We start from the raw sequence: 24004 nt of genomic DNA, 5'->3' as shown, positions 1-24004 counted from the left end.
GCACCCCGCGAACACACGCGGCTGGTTGGGGACGACCAGCCCTACCAGCTTCCCACCGCTTCCTCCTCCTGCGCTCCATTTCCACGTCCCAAAAAGTTTCCATGTTTCCATGCTTAGGGGTGGAAACTTGGAAACTTTCCGGCCAGCGCCCGTCGAGCCTAGGCCGGGCAGGGGCTTCGCAGGGAGAGTGCCATACTCCGTGGTGCGAAACAACAAGCCTCTTGCGCACAAGCCGACACTTTTGTTAGCTTTGTCGATATGAAATACGACGATGCGTCATGGCACTCAGGCGGGAATTTCCCGAAAGATCTGCCGCCCGAGGCAGGAGCAACCCACACAGGAATGTTTCTGGCCTGGTCACTCCTGTCGGGCCTGGCTGGGGACATTCATGTGGAGGACTTTCCAGAGAGCATCCCGACGCTCAAGGAGCGGTCACTCACACCGGGAGCCTTCTTCCTCAAGTTCTGCGATGGGAAGTTCACAGACGAAGACTTGAATGAGGAAGGCAACGATTTTACCGAGCACTACTTCGACTTCGAGACTGGCAAATACATCAATGATTACGGCGAGACACTTGGATTCTCCCCGGATGACCTTTACCGTATTCCAGACACTTGGGAGACCTTCGACAAGCTCAAGCCCGTTTTGGACAGACGGTATTCCGAATGGAAGTCCACCGCAGCTTGACCATTCAAGGAGTTAGGCCCACCACAAAGCACCGTAACTGAAACCTGATGATGACCGAAGCAGAGCTGATCGCCACTGCGAATGCTTTAGCTGGCGAGTTCCGCACGAGCGCCGACTGCTCCGCCGGCGGCGTGGCCGCTGCCATCTTGTCAGCGTCCGGGCGGGTTTACACGGGCATCTGCGTGGATACTCAATGCGGCATGGGGTTCTGTGCGGAACACGCGGCAGTCGCAGAGATGCTCAAAGCGCGAGAATCCGAAATCGCGCTTGTGGTCGCGGTGGCATCGGGCGGGATGGTCGTCGCTCCCTGCGGGCGCTGCCGCGAGCTGATGTGGCAGGTGAACCCCCGGAATCGGAATGCAATGGTTGTCATCGCTCCGGGCCATCAGGTCACCCTCGCAGAGTTGCTTCCGCACGCAGGATAAGCAGCGCATGAGGCCTGCCTCTCCAGGCGCTCCGCTGCCACCCGGCTGGCCGAGGCAAAAGTTTCCAGGTTTCTATGCTTAGGGATGGAAACTTGGAAACTTTTCAGCCAGCGTTCCGGCGGCCTTGGCCGGGGAGCCGGGAAGGGGGCTTTCGCTTGGAGGCCGCCACGGTCTGTGGTGCCAAATAACAAGCCTCTTGCGCACCAGCCGACGCTTTTGTTAGCTTTGTCCCATATGGCAGCAAATCCGTCAGCGATAAAGTGGTTGGGATTCACCCAACACATCGGTTCACCAGCCACCTGTTAGCCTTCACGCGCATGGGTCGCCAAATCCAATTATACGTTTGCCCATCGATGCGCACAGTAATCGAGGCGGAGGCGCAGCGTATTGGCGCGAAGCTCGTCAGGTATAGTGCAGAGGGTGCTGAGATTCAGTTCTCGGGTGGCGGCGAAGACTCACCGGAGGGCAGAATTTGGACCGCGGCAGCAGACCCGACGCAGTATCTGGCGCTTTGTCGCGCCGCGAAGAGAAGCGCGGTCTTTGACTGCGAGGCCAAGCTTTGGGTGAAGCGAGAGTCCCTTGAGGAGTTCCGTGCTTACCGGATCGCACGGCAGAAATCCCTCGACGAGTTGGTCGCACGAAACCGGAGGTTTTACACCGAGGTTCTCGGTGGTAGCCCCCCAAAATCATGAGGGCTAACCATGTCTGCAGCGAACCCGGCTTGAGGGTCGCGGTTGCAATCTTTGGGTCTCGTCCGCCGGGTCGCTGAGCTTGGATCCTCCGCCGCGCCTCCCGGCGCTCCGCTGCCGCCCGTCGGGCCGGAGCCCCCAAGTTGCCGAGTTTCCACCTCTAGGGATGGCAACTCGGCAACTTCCGGCCAGCGTCCCGGCGGCCTTGGACGGGGAGCAGGGAAGGGGGGCTTCTGGGTAGGGCAGGACCATCGGACAAAGTCCTGCCTCCGTCGTCGCTCTACCTGACGGTGGCCTGCCGTCTCGCAGGCTTGGTCACCTAATGCCCCAGTTCACGCGCCAAGTGAGGCACGCGTAAAGCATGCCGGAACTTGCTGATTTTCAGATGAATACACCATGGCTATGCATACGAAATGTCTGGCATCTTTTCCTAAAGAATGCCGTAACTTGCAGATTTTCAGATGAATACACCATCAGTATGCGTACTAAATGCCTGGAGTCTTTTTTGGCCGATTTTTGCCTTGGTGGTGTGCTAAATGCCTGACATTTTCTCCTTTATGAGATTCTTCATATTGTCGTCATTTAATGTGTTTGATCCTATGATCTGGCTGCTGGGTCTGGCGGCACTGGCATTCGTTTCTGCGGTGGTCGTGACAGTGGTGAACAAAATTCGCAAACCCGATCTTAAAGGGCCACGTACTTGGCGCGCCTTGGGTGCAGCCATCGCATTTTTGGTTGTCTATGTGATGGTCTGCGGCTGGCTTAATTTGAAACCTGGCGCTAATGGCAACCCATTGCAGTACATTGTGGCTACCTGCTGCGTTTTAGCCATCTTCAAGACCGTCAGAGGATAATCATCCTCAAACCTCCAAGAACATGACATCAACTGCGCCGGCTTCGGCAGCCCGTCGAAGGCTACCGGTGGGAGGGTAAAGGTACTACACGTCTCCTTTCTCGGGACGCAAAATTGAGATCAGATATTCGTGGGCGCTGGCAGAACTCCGGCAAGAAAAAAGTCTGCAATCGTAGTGTCCTTGTGAGGTGCCAGTGATTTCAGCTGCTCCGGCGTCAATTTGATAGAATTGGCAACAAGCACGCCCACATCGCCCCGAGTCGTGTATTCAAGCCACACGTCTTTTCCCGTGACTGTGAGAGTTCCACCCCCAACAATTTGAACAGTCTTTCCTTCGTATTTAGCGTGTAGTTCTTCCATGCTTCTTATTGCGCATTAAATTACTGGCATTTTTCCTAAAAGGTACGATTCAAAGGTATTCAGGTTGTTAACATTGGGTCCTTCTTACGAGGAGTGGCCTTCAAGCAATTCGTCGCATAATTATAAATTTGCCAAGCCAATTCATAGTTCTTGCCAGAGCGGACTATTCCCGGCTCATACTGAAGAAGGTTCATCTTATCGTTTTTGTAAACGAACACCTTTCCTTGAGTGAAGAAAGCAGTTGGCGGTCTCCCATTGACTTCAAAAACGACCGAACTCGGACCACCTCGATCACCATGAGTTACTGTGACAACGAGGACCCGCTCATCTGGCAAATATCCGCAATAGGCTTCTAGACCATGTACAATTTGCGATTCAGTCCAAGGTTTAAATGGCGTCATGGCAAGCAAGTTAATAAGGAAACCCGCCAAGGCAATCGGTCTGTATAACGATGGAAGAATACACCTTGACGAGAGGTCGCCATCACCGCCTTGAGTTATTCCGGTGCCAGCTTCATAATCCGTCTGACCCACCGCCACAATACTTTACATTACATTGATTGTTGGTAGTTAACAACCGGGTCGTTTGGAGGCTCATGGAGAGGCCTACACTGGGCAAAACGGCTACCGAGCGCCAGCCTACCCCACCAGCTTGAGGGTGCGTTTCTCCTGCGCGCTCTGGAAGGCGGTATCGACGATCTGCTGGCCGATGCGGGAGATGTCGAGGCGGAGCGGGCCGATGAGGGGCGCGCCGTTTTCGAGGTGGTGGATGACGTGCTCGACGGGATTGCGGTTCGGGGCGAGGACGGGATCGACCGGGATCTCGTAGCCTTCAGGGCGGGCGCGGGTTTGGACGCGGACGGTGGTGGCGTAGTCGTAGCACGAGATCGTGCCGTCGGTGCCTTTGAGGACGAAGCCGCACTTGGGCTGGGGCTGGTGGGTCCAGGGATCGGTGAAGGTGCCCCAGCGGGTTTCGCTTTTGCTGAGGCCGAAGCTGTAGCGGATGATGGCCACGGCGTGCTCGTCCACCTCCAGCCCGGCGGGTTCGTCCCAGACGCCGGTGACTTCCAACGGGGCCCGGCCGCCGAGGTGCCAGGTGCCGAGGGTGGTGCCGTAGCCCATGTAGTCGAGCAAGGAGCCCCCGCCCTGCGCTTTGCTGTAGAACCAGCTGGCGGCTTTTTCGGCGGCGCTGGGTTCTTTTTCGATCTTGTCGGCGCCGTGGTAGAGCGGGCCGCGATTGCCGCCGTGGTGGTGGAATTCGCGGACCTCGCCGATGAGGCCTTCCTGGATGAGGCGGTGCGCGGTCTGCTGGCCGGCATCCCAGACGAGGGGCCAGTTGACGGTGAGGAGCTTGCCGTGCGGCTGCATGGCGGCGATCATGGCATCGGCCTCCGCCAGGGATCCGGCGAAGGGTTTCTCCATGATGATGTGGGTGCCGAAGGGGGCGATCTTGGAGACCCAGTCGCCGTGATTGGAGGCGGCGGGACAGAGGATGACGATGTCCGGCTTGGTCTGCTCCATGCAGGCGCGGTAGTCGGTGAAGACCTGGGCGTCGGTGAGGCTGAAATTCCGCTGGGCGTCCACGAGGCGTGCGGGCTGCTCATCGCAGATGCCCACGATCTCCGCGTTCGGGTGCTCGGAGGTCTGGCGCAGCAGGTCGCCCATGTGGAAGTGATCGAAATTGATGCCGGCGATGCGCCATTTTTTGCTCATAGGGGCTGCATCGAAGCCGAAGCGAGCAGCGCTGACAACTGCTCATTTATGACCGAAGGGAACGCCTTAATGGTAAAATGATGGAGGGTAAAATGATTCCAATCCTTTGATTTTAAATCATTTTACCCTCCATCATTTTACCAACTGGACCCCTCGCCAGCGTCCCGAAGCCCCCGCACTTTTCCATTGGCCACCGGGCATTCCCCGCTTTGATGTCCCCTGCCCATGGCGAATGAAATCCGCGACACCCCCGGCCGTCTGCTGCTCGGCTGGGCGCTGCTGTTCACGTCTCTCGTCATCCTGTCCTGGCGCATCCACCTTCACCGTGCGGACTATGATTGGACCGAATACCCCACTGCGCTAGGAGACAGCCAGTACTACACCACCTTCGGCAAGGACGACCGCTACGAGCCGAATCTGCGTTTCCCCGGCCAGGAGGAGGGCCTCTTCCTCCGCGGCGAAAAGGCCGTAACCTTTGACGACGCTACGATGCTCAAACGGGCGCGCGATTCCACCGGCCGCCACTTCATCTACCAGCCCGCGCCCCCTGCCCCCGGCAAGACCGGCGACAAGACTCCCCTTCCCCTGCCCGTCTATTTAAAGATCGGCGAGAACCTCTACGTGGAGTTCGGCGCGCGGAAGTTTTACCCGCCCTTTGTGCCGAAAACCGGGCCGTGAATCCCTTCTGTCAGCACACATCCACCACGACGGCCGGTTAAACGATCGCTTCCAGTACCAGCAACGGAAGGCCGAAGCAGAGGAGGCCAGCATACAGGGCATCGAACCAAAACAAGGAAAGTGCCGCCACCGCGTAGCTCCATCCCACCACGGGCGTGGCGGTGATCTTCATCAGCCAGGAGGCATCCTTCTTTTTCACCGCCTCCCAGAGGCTGGCGGCGTCCGCGAAGTTTGGAAAGGCATTCATGCCCACAGACATGCCCACCCAGCCCAGAAAGATGTCCAGCGCCCCGGTCTCCGCCTTCGCCGTTTCCGCCATAGCCACCGGCAGGCAGATCAGGACAGCCAGCGTGGAATTGACCACAAAGGGAGCCAACGAGATGAGCAGCTGTTTCCAGCCATCGGACGGCTCATCGTGGATCACATAGCCCGCGGGGGCCGCCACCTGAAAGTAGCAGACGTTCAGCACCGGCGTGCAGGTGATGCGACACACGAGCTGATGCACAACCTCGTGAACGATGACGCCTGGAAAGGTGGCCGCCGCAATGATGGGTCGAGGAATGAAAATCATGGGGGTGAAAAAGAGGGCTGCGGGAGTGTTCGTGCCCTCATCAAGGCGTGAGCGGTTTCACCATCTGGACGGATTCAGCCGGCGTCTCGATCGTTATCCCCAGCTTTTCCAGGCCTTTGAGCACAGCTCCTGCACGCGTTCGCTGGTCGGTGGTCATCATCCATACCTGCAGTGAATGCATGGCTGTCATCGCTTCGTCATGGTGCCCGCTTTTGAAGGCGGCCTCTGCATACAGGGTGGCAGTTTCGTTGTCAGTGTGGCGTGGGGCGAGGATGCGGTAGGTCTGGCAGGCCTCCTCCCACCGCTGCTCCGCCACCATCTTTTTGGCCCGGGTGAAGTGGTACGCATCCTGAATGCGCCCGATCGAAAGCCCCAGTGCCACCATCGTCAGCGCGAAAACCGCCGCAGCAGCCCCCTTGACCCACTTCGGGTACGGGTACCGAATCAGCGCCACACGACAGGTCTCGCACACAGGGACTTCCGTTAGAGAGCTAAACTCCGGCGCACCACAGGCCACGCAGGCTTCCGGCTTGGCAGAGGCATCGTCCGTCACAGGTGCCATCTGGTACGGCGCTTCTTCTGGTGGTCCGGTATAGACGAAGGGATTCTCCGGGTAGGACGCGTCCCTTTTGTCCGGATGCTCTCCCGAGGGATTGGAAGGGTCAGGCGGGAGGGGCGGTGGAGTGCTCATGCGCTCGGGACAAACTTTCTAATTCAGAGGATGCGTCAAGGACAAGAAAATACAGGATCTGCCTACACAATATTGGCCTGTGAAATGCGCTTGGCACCCCCGCAAATCTCCCTTTACTCCCCCGCCCGAACTTTCTCCTCACTCACATGCCCATCGCCCGCGCCCTGCTCTCCGTTTCCGACAAATCCGGCCTCCTCGAATTCGCCAAAGGACTGGCGGCTCTGGGAGTGGAACTGCTTTCCACGGGCGGCACCTCCAAGCATCTGAAAGACGGCGGCCTCACCGTCATCGATGTCTCCGACCACACCGGTTTTCCCGAGATGTTTGACGGCCGTGTGAAAACCCTGCACCCCAAGGTCCACGGCGGCCTGCTGCAGCGCCGCGACAACGACGAGGACAAAAAGAACGCTCAGAAGCACGACATCCCCTGCATCGACCTCGTCGTGGTGAATCTCTACCCCTTTGAGCAGACCATCGCCAAGAAGGACGTCACCCTTGAGGAAGCCATCGAAAACATCGACATCGGCGGCCCCTCCATGCTGCGCTCCGCCGCCAAAAACCACCGCTGGGTCACGGTGATCACCGATCCCGCCGACTATTCAGTCGTCCTGGCAGAAATGAAAGAGCACGCCGGAGACACCACCCTGGCCACTCGCGAGCGCCTCGCCTGCAAGGTCTTCCAGCGCACCGGTGCCTACGACTCCGCCATCGCCGCCTACCTGAACAAGGAGCAGACCACGCAGAAGACCTTCAATCTCAGCCTGCCGCTCTACTCGGAGCTGCGCTACGGGGACAACCCGCACCAGAAGACCTCCCTCTACGGCAACTTCGGCGACTACTTCGTGAAGCTGCACGGCAAGGACCTCAGCTACACCAACGTGCTCGACATCCACGCCGCTGCCGAGATCGCCCTCGAATTCCGCCGCCCCACCGTGGCCATCCTCAAGCACACGAATCCCTGCGGCGTGGGCTGTGCGGATGAAGATCTGCGCGAGGCCTGGCAGAAAGCCTTCGAGACCGACAAGCAGGCCCCCTTTGGCGGCGTCATCGTGGTGAACCGCAGCATGACCATCGGCCTGGCCCGCATCATTTCCGAGATCTTCACCGACGTCATCATCGCCCCTGACTTCGATGCTGATGCCCGCGCCCTGCTGCAGAAGAAAAAAAACCTGCGCCTCATCCAGATGCTCCCCGGCGTGGCCGAGGCGCTCACCGAGCCGATCATCCGCTCGGCCCCTGGCGGTGTCATGGTCATGGACAGCGACTCCCGCGCTCTCGGCCTGGACGATCTCGAGTCCAAAGTGAAGACCATCCGCCCGCCAACCCGCGACGAACTCGAAGCCATGCGCTTCGGCTGGCGAGTGGTCAAACACGTCAAATCCAACGCCATCGTCTTCTCCACCAGCGACCGCACCCTCGCCATCGGCGCCGGCCAAATGAGCCGCGTGGACTCCTGCCGCATCGCGGTGTGGAAGGCCAAGGAAGCAGGCCTCAGCCTCAAGGGCAGCATCGTCGCCTCAGACGCCATGTTCCCCTTCCCGGACGGCCTCATCGCCGCCGCCGAAGCCGGAGCCACCGCGGCCATCCAGCCCGGCGGTTCCGTCAAGGATGAGGACGTCATCAAGGCCGCCAATGAGCACAAACTCGCCATGTGCTTCACCGGCGTGCGCCACTTCCTGCACTAAAAGCAGCGGCGTAAAATAGGCGTCGATTCCCTTCGCTTTGAGTTGCTTAGGTTTGCCTGATATTCAGGAAAACTTAAGCAACTGTTGCCGGCTGAGCTCCTTTTCATCTATCTTGGCTGCACCGTGGAGAAGATGGAACCGCCCTCGATGACTTATCCCCGCGAGACAAGGCTCCGCAGCTGAGTCCGTCCTCCGAGGGTAAAGAGTACCCCTGCCACGCAGCCTAGGTGCCCCCTTCCCTTACTTTCCCACGACCTTATCTCAAGGCGCGGTAGGAACCACCGTGACCTCGAAAGAACCTCGAAAATAGTTAACAAGTGTTAAATGGATAGAGACATTAAATATCTCATTTTGAGAGTGGAACCTCTCCATTTAACGCTTCAGCTTTGCGTTAAAGGAACCATTAGGCAGTGTCAATTTACCACAAACTCAATTGTTTCTAAAAAGTGGAAAGGCCACCATGCAACGCTTTGTTCCTCCTCTCTCCTGCCTCAATTCCCCTTCAATGGCGGCGCATTCAGAGCAGTTTTTTACATTGTAGCGTCAATTATTTAATATTCGTTAAATAATTATTTATTACTCTCATGTTGAATAGATTGCACTCACATCGCTCCTAAAATTCAACAATTTCGCAGGCTGTCCATCCCTTGCCGGTACCGGCGAACCGAAGCTCTTTCTCGGGATCCTACCGTATTCTTTACTGCGGCATAAGACCTAGCCGATTGCTTGACCCCGCCGCATGCCTCGCCATGACTTGCGGCGTGTCTGACGGCCCCCCATTGATCGACCGAGTCCGCTTGCGTTCCAACCAGTGGCGCAAACTGCGCTCTATCGTGCTCAATCTCGCCACCACGGACAGCTTCTACGGCAAAAAGATCCGCGAATGGGAGCTGAAGGTCAGCCGCCTCAACCGGGTGGACGACTTCATCGCCCAGGTTCCCTTCACCACCAAGGCGGACATTCAGGCAGACCGCGCCGCCCACCCGCCGTTTGGCACCAATCTCACCCGGGCCATCCAGCAGTACACCCGCTTCTGCCAGACCAGCGGCACCAGCACCGGCTTCCCCATGGCCTGGATCGACACCCCGGAAAGCTGGGACGCCATGCTCAAATGCTGGCAGCGCGTGTTCGACGCCGCCGGCTTGGTCAAAGGAAAGGACCGCATCTTCTTCGCCTTCTCCTTTGGCCCCTTTCTTGGCTTTTGGACCGCCTACGAGGCCGCTGCCAAGGACTACCTCATCATTCCCACCGGCGGCATGTCCAGCCAGGCCCGACTGGAGGCCATGGCCCGCTACGGAGCCACCGTCCTCTGCTGTACCCCCACCTACGCCCTGCGCCTCGGCGAGCTGATCGGCGCCCCCTCCGGCGTGGACCGCAAGAGCCTCAGCATCGAGAAAATCATCGTCGCAGGAGAAACCGGCGGCAGTGTGCCTGAAGTGCGCAAACGCCTCGAGTCCCTTTGGGACGCCCGTGTCTTTGACCACCATGGCATGACGGAAGTCGGACCGGTCAGCTACGAGACGGAGGACCTGCCCCGCCAGCTCGTCGTCATGGAGGAGGCCTACCTCGCTGAAATCGTCGATCCCGCCACCGGAGTCGAAGTGGCCGACGGTGAATTCGGCGAGCTGATTCTCTCCACCCTGGACCGCACCGCCTGCCCCCTGCTCCGCTACCGCACCGGAGACTGGGTCAAGAAGAAGCTCCACCGCGGCCGCCTGGTGCTCGATGGCGGCATCCTCAGCCGTGTGGACGACATGGTGGTGGTGCGCGGCGTGAACATCTACCCCAGCGCCGTCGAAGCCGTGGTGCGGCAGTTCCCCGAAGTTGTGGAGTACATGGTCGAACAGCGCAAAGTCGACGCCATGGACGAGATCGAGCTGGCCGTGGAACTCGACGGCAATGTAGCGAAGCAGATGCTCAAGCGCCTCGAGTCCAAGCTCAAGGACACGTTTTCCCTGCGCATCCCCGTGCGCCTCGCCGAATCCAACTCCCTGCCCCGCCACGAGTTCAAGGCGAAACGCTGGCGGATTGTCCCGGCAGACTCAGGGGCGAACGGCGAATAAAGTTCGAAAGCTGTCATGCTTTTTCACCCTTTAGGACTTGGCCTTTCGGCAGCCATTCGTCATTTTGCATTCGTCTTCTCCCTCTCATGCCTCTCATCCAACTGACCAACGTCTCCAAATCCTACACCGATCCAGGCAGCGGAGCGAGCGTGCCCGTGCTGCGCGGCATCAATCTCAGCATTGATGCTGGCGAGGCCGTGGCCATCGTCGGCCCCTCCGGCTGTGGCAAGAGCACCCTGCTCAACCTCCTCGGCACCCTCGACGTTCCCGACGAGGGGAGCCTCACGCTGGATGGCGAGGAGCTGGCCAGAGCTTCGGCGAAGCAGCTTGCCGCCGTGCGCAGTCAGAAGATCGGATTCATCTTCCAGCTCCATCACCTCATGCCGCAGTGCTCCGTGCTGGAGAATGTGCTGCTGCCCACGCTCGCGCTCAAATCTCCGCCGGCGGACGCCCTGCAGCGCGCGGAGGCTCTGCTCGAAGAGGTGGGGCTCAAGGACCGCATGAACTGGAAGCCCGCCCAGCTTTCCGGTGGCGAGCGCCAGCGCGTGGCCTTCGTGCGCGCCCTCATCAACCAGCCCCAGCTCATCCTGGCGGACGAACCCACCGGCGCTCTCGATGAGACGAACGCCGCCAGTTTGACCGACCTGCTTCTCAAGCTTCAAAAGAGCAGCGGTGTCACCTTGGTCATGGTCACGCATCATCGCGCGCAGGCGGAGCGCATGGGCCGTGTGCTGACGATCCACGAAGGCGGGCTGAAATGAAACTCTCCGAATACGTCCTCCAATCCGCGCGTCATTACTGGCGCGGCCACCTGGGCCTGCTGTTTGGCACCTTCCTGGCCGCCACCATCCTGACCGGTTCCATGCTCGTGGGTGACTCCGTGCGCGCCAGCCTGCAGCGTGTGGCAGCCCTGCGCCTTGGCAAGGTGGAGGGCGGCGTGCTTGGCGGCGACCATTGGTTCACGGAAAAACTCGCACACAAAACCAAGTCCGCCCCCCTCATCATCGCCACCGGCTCCGCCACGGCGGTAAACGGCCAGGTGCGGGTGAATGGCGCGCAGGTGCTCGGCGTGGACGGGAGCTTCTGGAAGCTCAGCACCAGCGGGAAGAGCATCGTCTTCGACAAATCCGCCGTCGCCATCAACGAACCCCTGGCGCACAAGCTCGGCGTCAAAGCCGGAGACACCATCCTCGTGCGCCTGGAGCGTCCCAGCGCCATCTCACGAGATGCCCCCCTCTCCGGCAGCACCAATCAGGATGTCTCCCTGCGCCGCACGGTTTCGGCCGTTCTGAGTGCGGAGGACTTCGGTGCCTTCCAGCTCGCCGCCTCCCAGGTGCCGCCAGATTCCGTGTTTGTGAATCTCGCAGATCTTCAAACCCAGCTGGAAATGGACGGCCGCGTCAATGCCCTGCTCAACCCGCAGTTCCACTACCTGCGCGCCCATTTGGAGGACCAGCGCACGCTGGAGGATTTCTCCCTCCGCCTCAAGCGCATCGAGGGAGAGGCCAAGGAGTGGGAGATAAGCACCAGCCGCGTATTTCTTGACCAGTCCCTCACGCAGAAGCTTATGGACTTCAAAGGAGCCCATGGCGTGCTGACCTACCTCGTCAATGGCATCACTTCAAAGCAGGGGGGCACCCCTTACTCCATGGTCACCGCCACCGGCACTGGAAAGGACGACGAGATCACCATCACGCAATGGCTGGCCGATGATCAAAAGCTCGCCGTGGGCGATGAACTGGAGCTCAAGTACTTTGTGGTGGGCCTGGGCCGCGAGCTCCAGCAGCAGTCCGCCAAGTTCAAAGTCGCCGCCATTTTGCCGATGGATCACCCCCGTGTCACCAAGGCATGGACGCCCGACTTCCCCGGCGTTTCAGACGTGGACAACTGCCGTGACTGGGAACCCGGCATTCCCATGGACATGAAGGCCATCCGCGACAAAGACGAGGCCTACTGGGACGACTACAAAGGCACGCCCAAAGGCTTCATCACCCTCGCCGCAGGCCAGAAGCTCTGGACCAATCGCTTTGGCAGTCTCACGGCCATCCGCCTGCCCAATGAAGGCCAGACGCTGGAGGCCAAATCGAATGCGCTGGCTCTGCGCGTGCAGCTGGCAGACATCGGCCTGGTGCCGCGTGACTTCAAGCACGACGCCGGAGCTGCCGCCAAGGGCAGCGTGGACTTCGGCGGCCTGTTCATCGGCCTCAGCATGTTTTTGATCGCTGCGGCGCTGGTCTTCGCGGCGCTGCTGTTTCTCTTCACTCTGGAGCGTCGTGCCTCGCAGGTGGGACTGCTGCTGGCCATGGGCTGGACGCGTGGCATGGTGCGCCGTGCCTGGCTGCTGGAGGCTGGGGTCATCGCCGTGGCAGGGGTCATCCTCGGCGTGTTTGGCGGCATGTTTTACACCGAAACAGCCTTGCATGGTCTCTCCGCCGTCTGGACCGGTGCCACCCAGGGACTGCCGCTCATCTTCAGCGCCAGCCTTGCCACCATCCTTTATGCAGCACTGGGCACCATGGTCGTGGTGCTGCTCACACTCGCCTGGGCCAGCCGGAAGCTTTTCAAGGTCAATGCCCGCGACCTGCTGGCAGGCTCCTGGACCGAAGACTTTGCCCCGGTCAAAAAGAAGCGCAGCGGGAAGGTCATGCTGGGCTTTGCCGGCACCGCGCTTCTGCTCCTGGCCCTCGGCTTTGTGGTGAAAAACCCCGAGGCCGTGGCCGGCATGTTCTTTGGCTCCGGCATGCTCATGATGATCGCCGGTCTGCTTTCCCTGCGGAACTGGATGCGTCGTGACAGCGACACGCTCGCACGCAGCCTCTGGCAGATCGGCTCCCGCAACATCTCCCGCCGTCCTTCCCGCAGTCTCGCCGTCATTGGCATGATGGCAGGCGGCATCTTCCTCGTCGTCGCCGTCAATGCCTTCCGCATGAGTGCTGGCGATCCCACCGTGCGCGCTTCCGGCACCGGCGGCTTTGCTCTTATCGGAGAATCCTCCCTGCCCGTGTACGAAGACCTCAATGGCAAAGCGGGCTGGGACGCCTTCGGTCTCGATGAAAAACTCATGCCACAGGTCCGTGTGGTCCCCTTCCGTGTGCGCGAAGGCGATGACGCCAGCTGCCTGAATCTCAACCGCGCTCAGAAGCCCGTCCTCGTGGCGGCAGATCCTGCCAAGCTGACTGGCACCTTCGCTTTCGCTTCTGGTGGGTGGGACAAGCTTGCGCCATCGGCCGTAGAGCAACCGTCCCGGTTGCCCTCTGCAAGCGACACGCCTGCACTACAGCCTCTTCCCGCCATCGCCGATCAAGCCACAGCCATGTGGGGCCTCGGCAAAGGCGTGGGCGATACCCTGGACTATCAGGACAGCGCTGGAAAAACCTTCCAGGTCAAAATCGTCGGCCTCCTCGCCGGTTCCGTCCTGCAGGGCAAGATGATCATCAGCGAAAAGGACTTCCTCTCGAAGTATCCCGATGCCGCAGGCTACCGCTTCTTTCTTATCGATGCCAAACCGGAGCAGTCCGCCGAAGTCGCCGCCCACGTCACCCGTCAGCTTGAGCAGCGCGGCCTCGCCTTGGAACCCACCAAGCAGCGTCTCGAACTCTTCCTCAGCGTGCAGAACACCTACATCGGCATCTTCACCGTGCTCGGCGGACTGGGCGTGCTGCTCGGCACCGCCGGCATCGGTGTTCTCATCGCCCGCCATGTGCTGGAGCGCCGTGGCGAACTCGGCCTCATGCAGGCCCTCGGTTTCACCGCCGCTTCACTGCGCTCCATGATCCTCGGAGAGCACAGCGTCCTGCTCATCATTGGCGTCCTTCTCGGCGTCGTCACCGCCGCACTCGCCGTCATTCCCCAGTTGATCGAACGCGGCAGCAGCCTCCCCCTCAGCTTCCTTCTCCAGCTCATCGTCGCCGTCCTCGCCTTCGGCCTCATCGTCTGCGCCATCGCCGTCACCACCGCCATCCGCGGCACCCTGACCGACTCCATCCGCCGCGAGTAGTGCCCCCCAAGGAGCGGCACTTGCCAAGTGCCTCTGGCTCCGGTTGCCTAGCATTCGCCTCCGCTTGGCTGTTGCGAGCAAAGTGGATTCAGAACAAACATCGGGCATCACCAATCCTTGACTCTTCATGCTCTTCTGGACACACATCTTCGATCTTCTGGCCAAGTCCGCTGGCATGGCCCTTGCTGTTGCGTTGTTACTGCTCAGTCTCCCGAATCCACCAGCCAAGGTCGGCCTGGTGATCTTTGTCCTCTGCCTATTGGCAGGGGGAGTCGTCTGGTGGTTCGCCTTGCGGCCCCTGTCATCGTGGCTGCATGCTCGGGTGCGACTCGGAGCTCGGCTTTCGTGGGCTCAGGCAAGACGTGCATCGATGCTGTTTTCTCCCGTGCGTGACATCCTGCGGTGGCACCCATTATGGGAGGTGCGGCATCTGCCAGTGACTGAGCGTGTCGCCGCCATCGAAGAAGCCATGGAGCAGTTGCAGGCACAGCAGCGAGCGAAGGCCGAACAGCTGCGGGCAGCCCCCGCTTTGAGTCATGCCATCCGCTGGTTGAACGTCGCCGTCATCATCGCCGCGATCGTGGTCACGGCTAACCATCTGCCACCCGCATCCTGGGTGTCCGAATTTCAAGCCCGTGTGTTCAATGGCGAATACTACCCCATGCTGACCGGCATCATTTTGGCGGCCCCGGTCATCGCCCTGTTGAAAGCGCTGGAGCTAGCCACGGCCCCCCGCAAGATCACCATCATCGAGAACCCACCCGGCTTCGAGGATAGGGTTGCTGTTACAGCTCACCCGCAGCAGCAGCCGGAGAATGCCCCCGATCCCGACGATCACTCCCGCTTTGCACCTCCGGAACGCTAGGTAAAAACTCCTTCCCTGCCTTCAGTCACTCGCCCCATCCGGCCTCATCAATCACGGATCCAAGATTTTGAGTCTAGTGCGCCCCCGCCTTGCACTCAGCCTCGCCCCCACTCCCCTGGGACCGCGGCACTCCGATGCCGCTCTGGCCTCCGGAAGCTCCGCATTCACTCGGCGTGTCGCCCCGGCTTTGCGCCCTACCTCCGGAAACCTCTGGAAAAATCTTTTTACCCCCAAATCTTTTTGCCCTATTCCCGCTCATTCGCTCTCTGCCTTCACAGCTAAAACTCTGAAATCTTCCTACCCTAATCTTTCTACCTCCTTCTCTCCCGCCCCTCCTTGCACTCTGCCCCGCCCACGCTCCTATACCAGCAGTGAACCCCACGCTCAACGAACCCGACTCCCCCTTCGACCTCGCCCTGCGCCCGGCGGATTTTTCCGAGTTTCACGGCCAGACCAAGGTCAAAGAACAGCTCCTCGTCATGGTCGAGGCCGCCAAGATGCGCGGGGAGTCGCTGGATCACGTCCTGCTCTGCGGCCCTCCTGGTTTGGGCAAGACCACTCTGGCCAATCTCATCGCCAACGCCATCGGCACCAAGCTTCACACCACCAGCGGCCCTCAGATCGATCGCGCGGGCGATCTCGCCGGCATCCTCACCAACCTTCAGGAGCGCGACGTCCTCTTCATCGACGAAATCCACCGCCTCCATCCCAGCATCGAGGAGTACCTCTACCCCGCCATTGAGGATTACCGCCTCGACATCATCATCGATCAAGGCCCCAAGGCACGCACCATCCGCATCGATCTCCCGCCCTTCACGCTCGTAGGCGCCACCACCCGTGCCGGCATGCTCACTTCCCCGATGCGTTCACGCTTCGGCATTCCCAACCGCCTTGACTACTACACTGCCGAAGAAATCCAGCACATCCTCATCCGCTCCGCACGGTTGATGAATGTGGCCATCGAGCCCGAAGGCGCGCACGAGATCGCCCGCCGCTCCCGTGGCACGCCGCGCATCGCCAACCACCTCCTCCGCTGGGTGCGGGATTTCGCCCAGGTCAAAGCTCAAAATATCGTCACCGAAGACGTCGCCCGCATGGCGCTCACCATGCGCGACATCGACGAATCCGGTCTCGATGAAATGGACACCCGCATCCTCGAAGCTATCATCGGCAAATTCGACGGCGGCCCCGTTGGCATGGGCAGCGTCGCCGTCGCCGTCGGTGAAGACACCAGCACCCTCGAAGACGTGCACGAGCCTTACCTCGTCATGCAGGGCTACCTCAAACGCACGCCCCGCGGCCGCGTCGCCATGCCCGCCGCTTACCGCAAGCTCGGTCTCATTCCACCGAATACCGGACAGTCGGAGCTGTTTTAAAAAAGTAGTCCAGAGCTTCAGCTCGTTCCGGAAAGTACTCGCGAGCTTTAGCTCGCTCTGGAAAGCGCCGCTTCACCCACCACGCCCCAAAGCCCCCGCCTCTACTTCTCCGTCATCTCCCTCGACTTGATATTGTAGTTTACCAGCGTGCACGACTTGCCTGAGACGAGGTAGCTGAAAGTCTCCACTCCCTCCCCCTTCTCAAACTCGGTCCTCACGGAGACATGCACCGTCGTTTTCGAGTTCGCGCTAAACACCCGCCAGCCCTCACTCGTGGACTTTGTCTGCGCCCCCAGCTTGGTGTAGACCTTCTCCAGCAGCTTCACGAACTGTTCCTCGGTCGCCACCGCCTTCAAGTCCGCATGCGCCGCGGCATAAAGCTCTTGGTACTTCGACTCATTGAACTTCTGGTGAAACTCCACGATCGCCGTTTCCGCCATCCCCTTGCCCCTCGTCATGTCCTTGCAGCCAGGGAGCAGAAGCAGGGTCAGCAGCAGCATGAACAAAGTTTTGAAAATCATCAGGCAAAAAATGACACATCGGGACGAATGAGTAGCAAGGACGATTGATTCAACGTTCCTAGCTCTCCCCACATGCCGCCCCTTCGCCATTCACCCGTCATCTTCCGCATGCTGCTGGCCTTTGGCATGCTGCTCACCACCAGCCTCATCGCCAAGGAATACGCGCCTGAAGATCCTCGCGAAAAAGACCTGCTCGAGTTCGTGACCTTCGAGATCGAAATCGAAGGCGGGACCTGGAAAGACAGCGGACGCTTTCCCCCGCTGGTGTGGCAGTCACCCGACCGCGTGCTTTCCATCATCGGCCAGTGCCCGCTGGTCATTCGCTGGTTCGACAAGGAACTCAATGAGCTCACCAAGCCCAATGGCAAGGCGCCCTATGTGGCCTATCTAGACGGTCGCAGCGAGCACGGCCAGCGCATCCGCCGCATGGTCACCGCCAGCCCCGGCGGCAAGGCGCTCACCGCTTTTCCCCACCCCGCCCATGCCGCCTCCTACGACGAGTCCCAGTGGCTGTTGGACGAGCAGCAGATCGCCCTTAAGCGCAAGCTGCTCGGACTTGAGCATCACTTCCCAGCGTTCAAAGCCCCGCAAAAAGCAGAACCGGGCGCCACGGTGTTGCATGACGGCACTCCGGCCGAGGCGGGATTCAAGCCAGAGTCCATCACCGCCATGCGCGCCGCATGCCGCGAGTGGTATGAAAGCTCCAAAGAACCATTCGTCGCCCTCGTTGCCTCCCATGGCATCATCGTTTTCCACGAGGCTTTTGACGATCCCATCGCCGGCACCACCACCCTCGACACCCCCAAGCACATGGCATCCATCACCAAGACCATGAGCGCCGCCCTCTACGCCGAATTCATGGACCAGGGCCTGGTGAATCTTGACGATCCCGTCGGCAGACTTCTGCCCGATTTCCCGGTCGAAGGCCCCAAGGCATTGACCTGGCGCGCTACCTTCATGCACACTGCAGGCCTGCACATGAAAGCGGGCTCAGGCCGTGAAGTGCACAACGCCTGGAGCGACAACTGGGCCGTCAACCTCCTGCCCTGCCTCACGGTCGGCAAGGAGCACCGGTACAACAACATGGACACCGAACTCACCGGCAAGGCCATGGAACTGATCACCGGCCGGAGCGTCCTGCGTCTGCTCAAAGAGAATCTTTTCATCCCCATGGGCATGACCCGCTCCCGTGCTTCCGACGTCTGCCACGGAGGCGAGTGCACCGCGCTCGATGTGGCAAAGTTCGGACAGATGCTGCTCAACCAAGGGGCCTATGGAGACACCCGTTTCTTCTCCCGGGAGACGTTCCAGAAGATGCTGCCGGCGCGGCTCAAGAGCTACTGGCCTGCTGCAAAGTTCGACATCCCCTGGGGCATGGGCCTAACTTACTTCAATGAACGCGATCCCCGTGCCGGCACCGACGGAATACCCGCCGATAAGACCCTGCTCAGCCGCAAGACCTTCTGCCACGGTGCGGCTTCGGGTGCGGTGCTCCGCATCGATCCGGAGAATGAAGTCGTCGTGACGCTGGTACGGGAAAAAAACCTGGAAGGCGATGCCTACAAAACCCGCCTCGCCAAGTTTCTTCTGGCCGTGGATGAGGGCATCGTGGAGCGCAGGCCTTGAGCAATCCACGGTGCCGCCCCACCCATCTGAGGCGGGTTATCGGGCAATATTGGCCTGAAAAACAACCAACCGTGGAGTTTTTCTCAATTTACGTTTTGCCAAGCCAAGGTTTGGGGGCGAATAGAATTTTCTTAGCTCTTTCCCCAATAATCCTCGAAAGCCAGCATGCGATTGTCTGAGAATCCCGCACCACCAGCACTGAGTTTTGTCTTTCCATGCTTGAATGAGGAGGTGACCCTCGGCACCTGCATTCAGCAAGTTAAGGACTCTTTGGAACCCACCGGCATTGATTACGAAATCATCATTGCGGACAACGGCAGCACCGACCGTTCGCGTGAAATCGCCCAGAGCATGGGCTGCCGCGTGGTGCCTGTGCCGGTTCGTGGCTACGGCGCCGCTTTGCGCGGAGGCATCGAGGCCAGCCAGGCCGAGTACGTCATGTTTGCCGACTCGGACAGCACCTACCTCTACGCGGATGCCGCCCCTCTCTACCAGGCGGCCAAGAAGGATGATGCGGACATGGCCATCGCTTCCCGCATGATCGGCCGCATCGAGCCCGGCGCCATGCCTCCCTTGCACCGATGGTTGGGAACCCCGGTTCTCACAACCCTCATCAACCTGCTTTTCCATGGCAGGTTGTCTGACTGCAACTCAGGCTTCCGCTGCATCCGCAAGTCAGCATTCGCGACTTGGGAGATTCGTTCCAACGGCATGGAGTTCGCTTCCGAACTGCTCATCAAAGCGCTCAAGGCAGGCGCGCGTTCGGTGGAAATTCCCTCCGGCCTTCGCAAAGGCCCCGAAGGACGTGTCGCCCACCTGCGCACCTGGCGCGATGGCATGCGCCATCTGCTATTTATCTTTTCCGAGAAGCCCAAGCTTTTTGAAATGCTGGGATTCTTCACGGTGCTGATCACCACCCTGCTGCAGGTCACGGCTTTCTGCACCGGCCCCGTCAGCGTGGGAGGGTTCCACATTTTCGATCTGCACAGCAAGGCCCTGCTGCTGCTCGCCGGCATCTTCGGTGCGCAGTTTTACCTGTTCAGCTGCATGCTCTTTCTGCAGGGCAAGGACCGCTCGCTCGGCATCACCCGGAAGCTCATCAACCTGGATGAGGGTGTTCTATTTTTCATCCTGCTTGCAACACTGGGGTCCTGCGCTTTGCTCGCCGGCTACATCGGCGTCACGTGGTCACTTTCGGGTTTTGAAAACCTGCACTTGGCCCATGATCTGCTGTTCTGGTCTCATCCCCTGGCCATCTCCATCTCGTTCTGCGTTGGGTTGTTGGGCCTCCATGTGCTGAAAAAAGCTCAAAAGTAACTTTTTCGCAGCCCTGACAATCACCTACAAGTCTTCCTATTTACTGACACAAAAAGCATTGCAATTGGTCAACTTCTCGGTCCAGTAAATTCTTGTTCAACTCAAACGCCATTGTTCTTTCGTTAGCACACCATGCATAGTTCAAGCAGAGGCCACTGGACAAAGATCGGCATTCGCACTCTTCGCGATGTCTTCGTCTTCATTGGTGCCTACCTTCTGGCCAACTACGTGCGCTTCACCGAATTGTGGCGCATTGAGGACTATGTCCCGCCGATTCTGGCTGGTGCCGTGGCACTGAGTTCATCAGTCTATGTTCTGGGCCTTTATTCCGTCGAGTCGCAGAGACGGTCCAGCTTCCTGATCCACAGCATCCTCCTGACTTTTGCGTTCGTCATCGCCTTCGTGATCATCACCCTTGTGGGTTACATGAGCTTTGATCTGCGCATTGGCCGCGGTTTCATGGCGCTGGGCTGCCTGTTTTCCTATCCCTTGCTGCTCACCACCCACTGGCTGATGTATCACAAGCACCGGCTCGCTCCCGAGCGTGTGGCGATGGTGGCCGAGACCCCAGAGGAACTCAAGGAGTATGAGCTCATGCGGACCATGACTCCTCCTGGCGTGCACCTGGTCGGACGTATCGGCATCGACGATGATGCGGAGAACGAGGAAGGTTTTCTTGGCCGTCTGCGCAACGCACGCAGGTTGATCCGAACCCACAAGCTCGACCGAATCGTCTTCATGGAGCAGCGGGTGCTGGACGAAAAAGCCAGGCACGAACTGCGCCGGCTGCGCTACCTCGGCTTTTCATGCACCAGCCTGATCTCAATTTGTGAACGGCATCTCAACTACGTCCCGCTGCATTTGGTGTCGATGAACTGGCTGATGCAGTCGGAGGCTGTGTCCCGCAGCTTCTATTTCAGCAAGCTCAAGCGCTTCTTTGACATCACCACTTCCCTGATCCTGCTCGTGGTGCTGGCGCCCTTCTTCCTTCTCGGGATGGCGATCGTCCGGATTTTCTCGCCTGAAGGGTCTGTTTTTTACCGTCAGGAGCGAGTCGGCCGGTTTGGCAAGCGGTTCCAGATTATCAAGCTTCGCAGCATGCGCACGGACGCTGAAAAATCGGGGCCCGTGTGGTCTTCCGTGTCGGCAGACTCCCGCGTTTTTCCGGGCGGGGCTTTCCTGCGCCGCTACCGCATCGACGAGATCCCGCAGCTTCTCAATGTGCTCCGCGGAGAAATGTCCTTCGTGGGACCGAGGCCGGAGCGTCCTGAATTTGTGGCCAAGCTGACCCGCATGCTGCCTCACTATCAGGAGCGCCACATGCTCCAGCCAGGGCTCACCGGCTGGGCGCAGGTCTGCTACCCTTATGGAGCATCCATCAACGACGCCAAGTGCAAGCTGGAGTACGACCTCTACTACCTGAAGCACGCTGGCGTGCTGTTCGACAGCCTCATCCTGCTGGATACCGTCCGCGTCGTGCTCGGTGGAGGCTTGAAATCTCACACACAGCAGCGCTACACCACGGGCATCGACCTTGACGGGGCTGAGAATGAGGCCGCTCTGATCACAGACAATCCGGAGCAAAGCTCCGCCAAAGGTTCGACCATCAAGGGACTGGCCCAGGCTTGATCAGGCCTTTCCCCGCAGCAGCGTGAGGTACTGCTGCGCGCACTTCTCCCATGCGTAGCCTCTTGCCGCTTCATGCAGCATCCCTTCGTCCGGCGGATTGGCCAGGACATCCAGAAGAGCTGCGGCGTAGGCTGAAGCCTCACGCTTTGGCACCAGGAAGCGTTTCCCCAGCACCGGCTCCACCACCTCGGAGATGCCCCCCACATCCGTGCAAACCGGGGCGCGTCCGCTGGAGATGGCCTCCAGCACCACGTTGGGCACCCCCTCATTGTGGCTGGTCAGGCAGACGGCATCCGCCGCCTGCATCCAGCGCGCCACCTGTGAAGCTCCATGGCGGCCCAGAAAATGGACCTTGTCGGTGATGTTCAGCTGGGCGGCCTGAGCGCGCAGCGCTTCCTCCAGCGGACCGCCACCAATCAAGGCCAGCCGCACCGGCTGCGCCGAAGACGCCACAACCTGCGCAAAGGCGGCAAGCAGCAGATCCAGCCCTTTGACGGGAAGGAAATTGCCGACAAACAGCAGCACTTTGCCCTCCTGCGGCACCTGGAGTTCATCTCGGGCAGCGGCTCGGGAGGCAGGCTTGAAGGTGTGGATGTCCACCCCGTTGTAAACCGTGTGCACTTTGCGCTCGTCGGCACCTTGCTTTGCCAGCCGTTTCTCCAAATCGTTGCTGCGGGTCACGATGGCGCTGATGCCGCGTGTCATCGCCATAATCGCACGACGCCGCATGGGCATGTTGAGGTAGCCATGCACGTCCGACCCCTGCGCCACCGCCACCATGGGCACACCCCATGCCGCAGCCTGCAGCACCACACCACAGGCGTCCGGAAAGAGCCAGGGAACTAATACCGCCTCTGGAGTAAAATCACGCGGCAAAGCCTTGAGCGCCCTCGCAAAAGCGAAGGAGAACAAACGATGGTTCATCCCACCCATGCGAGGTACATAGGGCGCCCAGAAATATTGCGGCTGCAGGCTGGCATCCTCAGGACGGGGTTTCAGGGGAGCCGCGCCCCAGCGCTTAAACGAAGGGCGAAAGGCCAGCACCCTGACGTTGAGACCCGGATCCTGCTGCCGCATGGCGTGGACGAGGGTGGCATTGTCCAGCCCGCGCCAAGGTTCCTTTGTGTCCGGAAACAGATTGGTGGCGACGAGCAGATTCATGAGGCCGTTTTTTGCAGGCATGGTGGCGGGTTGAGCAGGTAATCCCGCCAAGGACCAGCGTCCCCCGCCCCATGTCCGTCCTCAGCTGCATGCAGGATGTTGACCAACTCCCGAGAACTTACGTAATGCAGCCGGAAGCCTTCTTTTGCCGAAAGGTTCAGCAGGTCTTCATGGAAGCGGCGGCGGGCATCGCCGATCACCGAAGGGTGGTTCTTTTCCGGCCCGCCATGTGTGTGCAGTTTGATGAAGCACCAGTTTTCCGCGCCTTTCACCGAGATGCGTGCTTTTCGCCACTGTTCAAAGCGGCGGAGATTGGGCGCGTTGGCAGGACCAAGGTCTGAATTCTCGACCCGCGGCAGGACGCCCCATTTGCGCCGAGTCCAGTCCAGCATTAGCGGCCCCTGCACGAGCAGCAGGTGATCGCCCTTGTCTCGCAGCGTGACCCCGGTCCTCGCAGGGATGCCGCGATGATGAGAGCAGCCCTGGAGGGTGCTTTTGGAGTAGTAGAGGCTGTTGACGATGGGGGCCTGGGTCCGATGGGGGGCGGAGGGCATGGTCAGGTCGGCGTAGCATCCGGCTTTTTTGAGCATGGCCAGTTCTCCACGGACTCCGCAACCTGTGCCGGTGGGGTCGGAGTCGTCCAAGGCCCAGTTGCCATGGATGAAACCAAAGGCCGCTTCTCCGGCCGCATTGCTCCCCAACAGCCCGTGGCTGCGCAAATCTGCCTTTCCTTTCTCAATGGAGGCGCAAAAGTTCTCTGCGGTGTCCTTGTGGTGGTGGAGGTGGATCTCCACTTCATTGCGACTGCTGACGCACAGTTCGGTGAGGGACTGAATGACGTCCTGGTCGTACTGCTCAACCGGGTAGAAAAAGGTATGCCGGGGTGTCTGGCCGTCGCTATCGACGCCACTTGCCTGGATCTGCGGCCATTTGTCGTGCCAGGTCTCCAGACGCTTCATCGCGCCGCGCTTGTCGGAGTCGTGGAAAGGTTCAAAGTGATCGCAAACGGCGAGCATCACATCCGTGATGGGGACCTTGGGCTTGAGGAAAGAATCCTTGAGCCAAGGCAGCAGCCAGCGGTCCATTGCTTTGATCATG

General features: G+C 59.9%; 21 protein-coding genes. 13 read left to right on the top strand and 8 right to left on the bottom strand.

What is annotated here, in order from left to right:
* Window positions 1–258: 258 nt before the first annotated feature.
* The 3 genes from ACILSR_RS26580 to ACILSR_RS26570 all read left to right on the top strand — a co-directional run bounded on the left by ACILSR_RS26580 (window position 259) and on the right by ACILSR_RS26570 (window position 2655).
* Window positions 259–687 (top strand): hypothetical protein, encoded by a 429-nt coding sequence (locus ACILSR_RS26580; RefSeq protein ID WP_395752850.1) that lies wholly within the window; start codon window positions 259–261, stop codon window positions 685–687.
* A 47-nt stretch (window positions 688–734) separates the two neighbouring features.
* Window positions 735–1112, top strand: a complete 378-nt coding sequence (locus tag ACILSR_RS26575) for a cytidine deaminase family protein (RefSeq protein ID WP_395752849.1) — start codon at window positions 735–737, stop codon at window positions 1110–1112.
* Between the two features lie 1225 nt (window positions 1113–2337).
* On the top strand, window positions 2338–2655 hold the full coding sequence (locus ACILSR_RS26570; RefSeq protein ID WP_395752848.1) for a hypothetical protein: 318 nt from the start codon (window positions 2338–2340) through the stop codon (window positions 2653–2655).
* 119 nt (window positions 2656–2774) lie between these two features.
* On the opposite strand, the gene ACILSR_RS26565 is transcribed toward ACILSR_RS26570, so the two are convergent.
* The 3 genes from ACILSR_RS26565 to ACILSR_RS26555 form a co-directional block, all read right to left on the bottom strand.
* Window positions 2775–3014: a hypothetical protein gene (locus ACILSR_RS26565; RefSeq protein ID WP_395752847.1), complete on the bottom strand. Its 240-nt coding sequence runs from the start codon at window positions 3012–3014 to the stop codon at window positions 2775–2777.
* Window positions 3015–3073: 59 nt separating this feature from the next.
* Window positions 3074–3415: a hypothetical protein gene (locus ACILSR_RS26560; RefSeq protein ID WP_395752846.1), complete on the bottom strand. Its 342-nt coding sequence runs from the start codon at window positions 3413–3415 to the stop codon at window positions 3074–3076.
* Window positions 3416–3652: 237 nt separating this feature from the next.
* Window positions 3653–4726 (bottom strand): Gfo/Idh/MocA family protein, encoded by a 1074-nt coding sequence (locus tag ACILSR_RS26555; RefSeq protein WP_395752845.1) that lies wholly within the window; start codon window positions 4724–4726, stop codon window positions 3653–3655.
* 225 nt (window positions 4727–4951) lie between these two features.
* On the opposite strand from ACILSR_RS26555, the gene ACILSR_RS26550 reads away from it, so the two are divergent.
* The gene (locus tag ACILSR_RS26550; RefSeq protein WP_395752844.1) at window positions 4952–5404 is read left to right on the top strand and encodes a hypothetical protein; all 453 of its coding nucleotides are present in this window, start codon (window positions 4952–4954) and stop codon (window positions 5402–5404) included.
* A 37-nt stretch (window positions 5405–5441) separates the two neighbouring features.
* Here the strand turns inward: ACILSR_RS26550 and ACILSR_RS26545 are convergent, their stop codons facing one another.
* Window positions 5442–5975 carry a metalloprotease family protein gene (locus ACILSR_RS26545; protein ID WP_395752843.1) on the bottom strand — a complete coding sequence of 178 codons (534 nt, stop codon included), beginning with the start codon at window positions 5973–5975 and terminating at the stop codon, window positions 5442–5444.
* A 40-nt stretch (window positions 5976–6015) separates the two neighbouring features.
* Window positions 6016–6666 (bottom strand): hypothetical protein, encoded by a 651-nt coding sequence (locus ACILSR_RS26540; RefSeq protein ID WP_395752842.1) that lies wholly within the window; start codon window positions 6664–6666, stop codon window positions 6016–6018.
* 146 nt (window positions 6667–6812) lie between these two features.
* On the opposite strand from ACILSR_RS26540, the gene purH reads away from it, so the two are divergent.
* From purH to ruvB, 6 genes are all read left to right on the top strand, one after another.
* Window positions 6813–8351: a bifunctional phosphoribosylaminoimidazolecarboxamide formyltransferase/IMP cyclohydrolase gene (gene purH, locus ACILSR_RS26535; protein ID WP_395752841.1), complete on the top strand. Its 1539-nt coding sequence runs from the start codon at window positions 6813–6815 to the stop codon at window positions 8349–8351.
* 761 nt (window positions 8352–9112) lie between these two features.
* Window positions 9113–10414, top strand: coding sequence for a phenylacetate--CoA ligase family protein (locus ACILSR_RS26530; protein ID WP_395752840.1), 1302 nt, complete (start codon window positions 9113–9115; stop codon window positions 10412–10414).
* Window positions 10415–10500: 86 nt separating this feature from the next.
* Window positions 10501–11175, top strand: a complete 675-nt coding sequence (locus ACILSR_RS26525; protein ID WP_395752839.1) for an ABC transporter ATP-binding protein — start codon at window positions 10501–10503, stop codon at window positions 11173–11175.
* Window positions 11172–14411, top strand: coding sequence for an FtsX-like permease family protein (locus tag ACILSR_RS26520; RefSeq protein WP_395752838.1), 3240 nt, complete (start codon window positions 11172–11174; stop codon window positions 14409–14411). The genes ACILSR_RS26525 and ACILSR_RS26520 overlap by 4 nt, the downstream gene beginning before the upstream one ends.
* Window positions 14412–14538: 127 nt before the next feature.
* Complete coding sequence (locus ACILSR_RS26515; protein ID WP_395752837.1) at window positions 14539–15276, top strand: hypothetical protein; 738 nt, start codon at window positions 14539–14541, stop codon at window positions 15274–15276.
* Between the two features lie 371 nt (window positions 15277–15647).
* The gene (gene ruvB / locus ACILSR_RS26510; RefSeq protein ID WP_395752836.1) at window positions 15648–16652 is read left to right on the top strand and encodes a Holliday junction branch migration DNA helicase RuvB; all 1005 of its coding nucleotides are present in this window, start codon (window positions 15648–15650) and stop codon (window positions 16650–16652) included.
* A gap of 101 nt (window positions 16653–16753) precedes the next feature.
* Here the strand turns inward: ruvB and ACILSR_RS26505 are convergent, their stop codons facing one another.
* Entirely contained in the window at window positions 16754–17173 is a 420-nt protein-coding gene (locus ACILSR_RS26505; protein ID WP_395752835.1) for a hypothetical protein, read from the bottom strand.
* Between the two features lie 72 nt (window positions 17174–17245).
* On the opposite strand from ACILSR_RS26505, the gene ACILSR_RS26500 reads away from it, so the two are divergent.
* From ACILSR_RS26500 to ACILSR_RS26490, 3 genes are all read left to right on the top strand, one after another.
* The gene (locus tag ACILSR_RS26500) at window positions 17246–18799 is read left to right on the top strand and encodes a serine hydrolase domain-containing protein (protein ID WP_395752834.1); all 1554 of its coding nucleotides are present in this window, start codon (window positions 17246–17248) and stop codon (window positions 18797–18799) included.
* A 165-nt stretch (window positions 18800–18964) separates the two neighbouring features.
* Complete coding sequence (locus ACILSR_RS26495) at window positions 18965–20116, top strand: glycosyltransferase family 2 protein (RefSeq protein WP_395752833.1); 1152 nt, start codon at window positions 18965–18967, stop codon at window positions 20114–20116.
* A 132-nt stretch (window positions 20117–20248) separates the two neighbouring features.
* On the top strand, window positions 20249–21745 hold the full coding sequence (locus tag ACILSR_RS26490) for an exopolysaccharide biosynthesis polyprenyl glycosylphosphotransferase (protein ID WP_395752832.1): 1497 nt from the start codon (window positions 20249–20251) through the stop codon (window positions 21743–21745).
* Here ACILSR_RS26490 and ACILSR_RS26485 read toward each other — a convergent pair whose 3' ends face one another.
* Window positions 21746–22927: a glycosyltransferase gene (locus ACILSR_RS26485; protein WP_395752831.1), complete on the bottom strand. Its 1182-nt coding sequence runs from the start codon at window positions 22925–22927 to the stop codon at window positions 21746–21748.
* Window positions 22903–24003, bottom strand: a complete 1101-nt coding sequence (locus ACILSR_RS26480) for a hypothetical protein (protein WP_395752830.1) — start codon at window positions 24001–24003, stop codon at window positions 22903–22905. Before ACILSR_RS26480 ends, ACILSR_RS26485 begins: the two co-directional genes overlap by 25 nt.
* Between the last annotated feature and the right edge of the window lies 1 nt (window position 24004).

This window comes from Prosthecobacter sp. (assembly GCF_044222565.1).
Classification (GTDB): domain Bacteria; phylum Verrucomicrobiota; class Verrucomicrobiia; order Verrucomicrobiales; family Verrucomicrobiaceae; genus Prosthecobacter.
This window is presented reverse-complemented; position numbering and strand designations above follow the sequence as displayed.

Coding starts and splice junctions, on each gene's coding strand:
- ACILSR_RS26565 (WP_395752847.1), bottom strand. CDS start 3,014: ATGGAAGAACTACACGCTAAATACGAAGGAAAGACTGTTCAAATTGTT.
- ACILSR_RS26525 (WP_395752839.1), top strand. CDS start 10,501: ATGCCTCTCATCCAACTGACCAACGTCTCCAAATCCTACACCGATCCA.
- ACILSR_RS26505 (WP_395752835.1), bottom strand. CDS start 17,173: ATGATTTTCAAAACTTTGTTCATGCTGCTGCTGACCCTGCTTCTGCTC.
- ACILSR_RS26485 (WP_395752831.1), bottom strand. CDS start 22,927: ATGCCTGCAAAAAACGGCCTCATGAATCTGCTCGTCGCCACCAATCTG.
- ACILSR_RS26555 (WP_395752845.1), bottom strand. CDS start 4,726: ATGAGCAAAAAATGGCGCATCGCCGGCATCAATTTCGATCACTTCCAC.
- ACILSR_RS26545 (WP_395752843.1), bottom strand. CDS start 5,975: ATGATTTTCATTCCTCGACCCATCATTGCGGCGGCCACCTTTCCAGGC.
- ACILSR_RS26560 (WP_395752846.1), bottom strand. CDS start 3,415: ATGACGCCATTTAAACCTTGGACTGAATCGCAAATTGTACATGGTCTA.
- ACILSR_RS26495 (WP_395752833.1), top strand. CDS start 18,965: ATGCGATTGTCTGAGAATCCCGCACCACCAGCACTGAGTTTTGTCTTT.
- ACILSR_RS26520 (WP_395752838.1), top strand. CDS start 11,172: ATGAAACTCTCCGAATACGTCCTCCAATCCGCGCGTCATTACTGGCGC.
- ACILSR_RS26500 (WP_395752834.1), top strand. CDS start 17,246: ATGCCGCCCCTTCGCCATTCACCCGTCATCTTCCGCATGCTGCTGGCC.
- ACILSR_RS26550 (WP_395752844.1), top strand. CDS start 4,952: ATGGCGAATGAAATCCGCGACACCCCCGGCCGTCTGCTGCTCGGCTGG.
- ACILSR_RS26480 (WP_395752830.1), bottom strand. CDS start 24,003: ATGATCAAAGCAATGGACCGCTGGCTGCTGCCTTGGCTCAAGGATTCT.
- purH (WP_395752841.1), top strand. CDS start 6,813: ATGCCCATCGCCCGCGCCCTGCTCTCCGTTTCCGACAAATCCGGCCTC.
- ACILSR_RS26490 (WP_395752832.1), top strand. CDS start 20,249: ATGCATAGTTCAAGCAGAGGCCACTGGACAAAGATCGGCATTCGCACT.
- ACILSR_RS26575 (WP_395752849.1), top strand. CDS start 735: ATGATGACCGAAGCAGAGCTGATCGCCACTGCGAATGCTTTAGCTGGC.
- ACILSR_RS26580 (WP_395752850.1), top strand. CDS start 259: ATGAAATACGACGATGCGTCATGGCACTCAGGCGGGAATTTCCCGAAA.
- ACILSR_RS26570 (WP_395752848.1), top strand. CDS start 2,338: ATGCCTGACATTTTCTCCTTTATGAGATTCTTCATATTGTCGTCATTT.
- ACILSR_RS26515 (WP_395752837.1), top strand. CDS start 14,539: ATGCTCTTCTGGACACACATCTTCGATCTTCTGGCCAAGTCCGCTGGC.
- ACILSR_RS26540 (WP_395752842.1), bottom strand. CDS start 6,666: ATGAGCACTCCACCGCCCCTCCCGCCTGACCCTTCCAATCCCTCGGGA.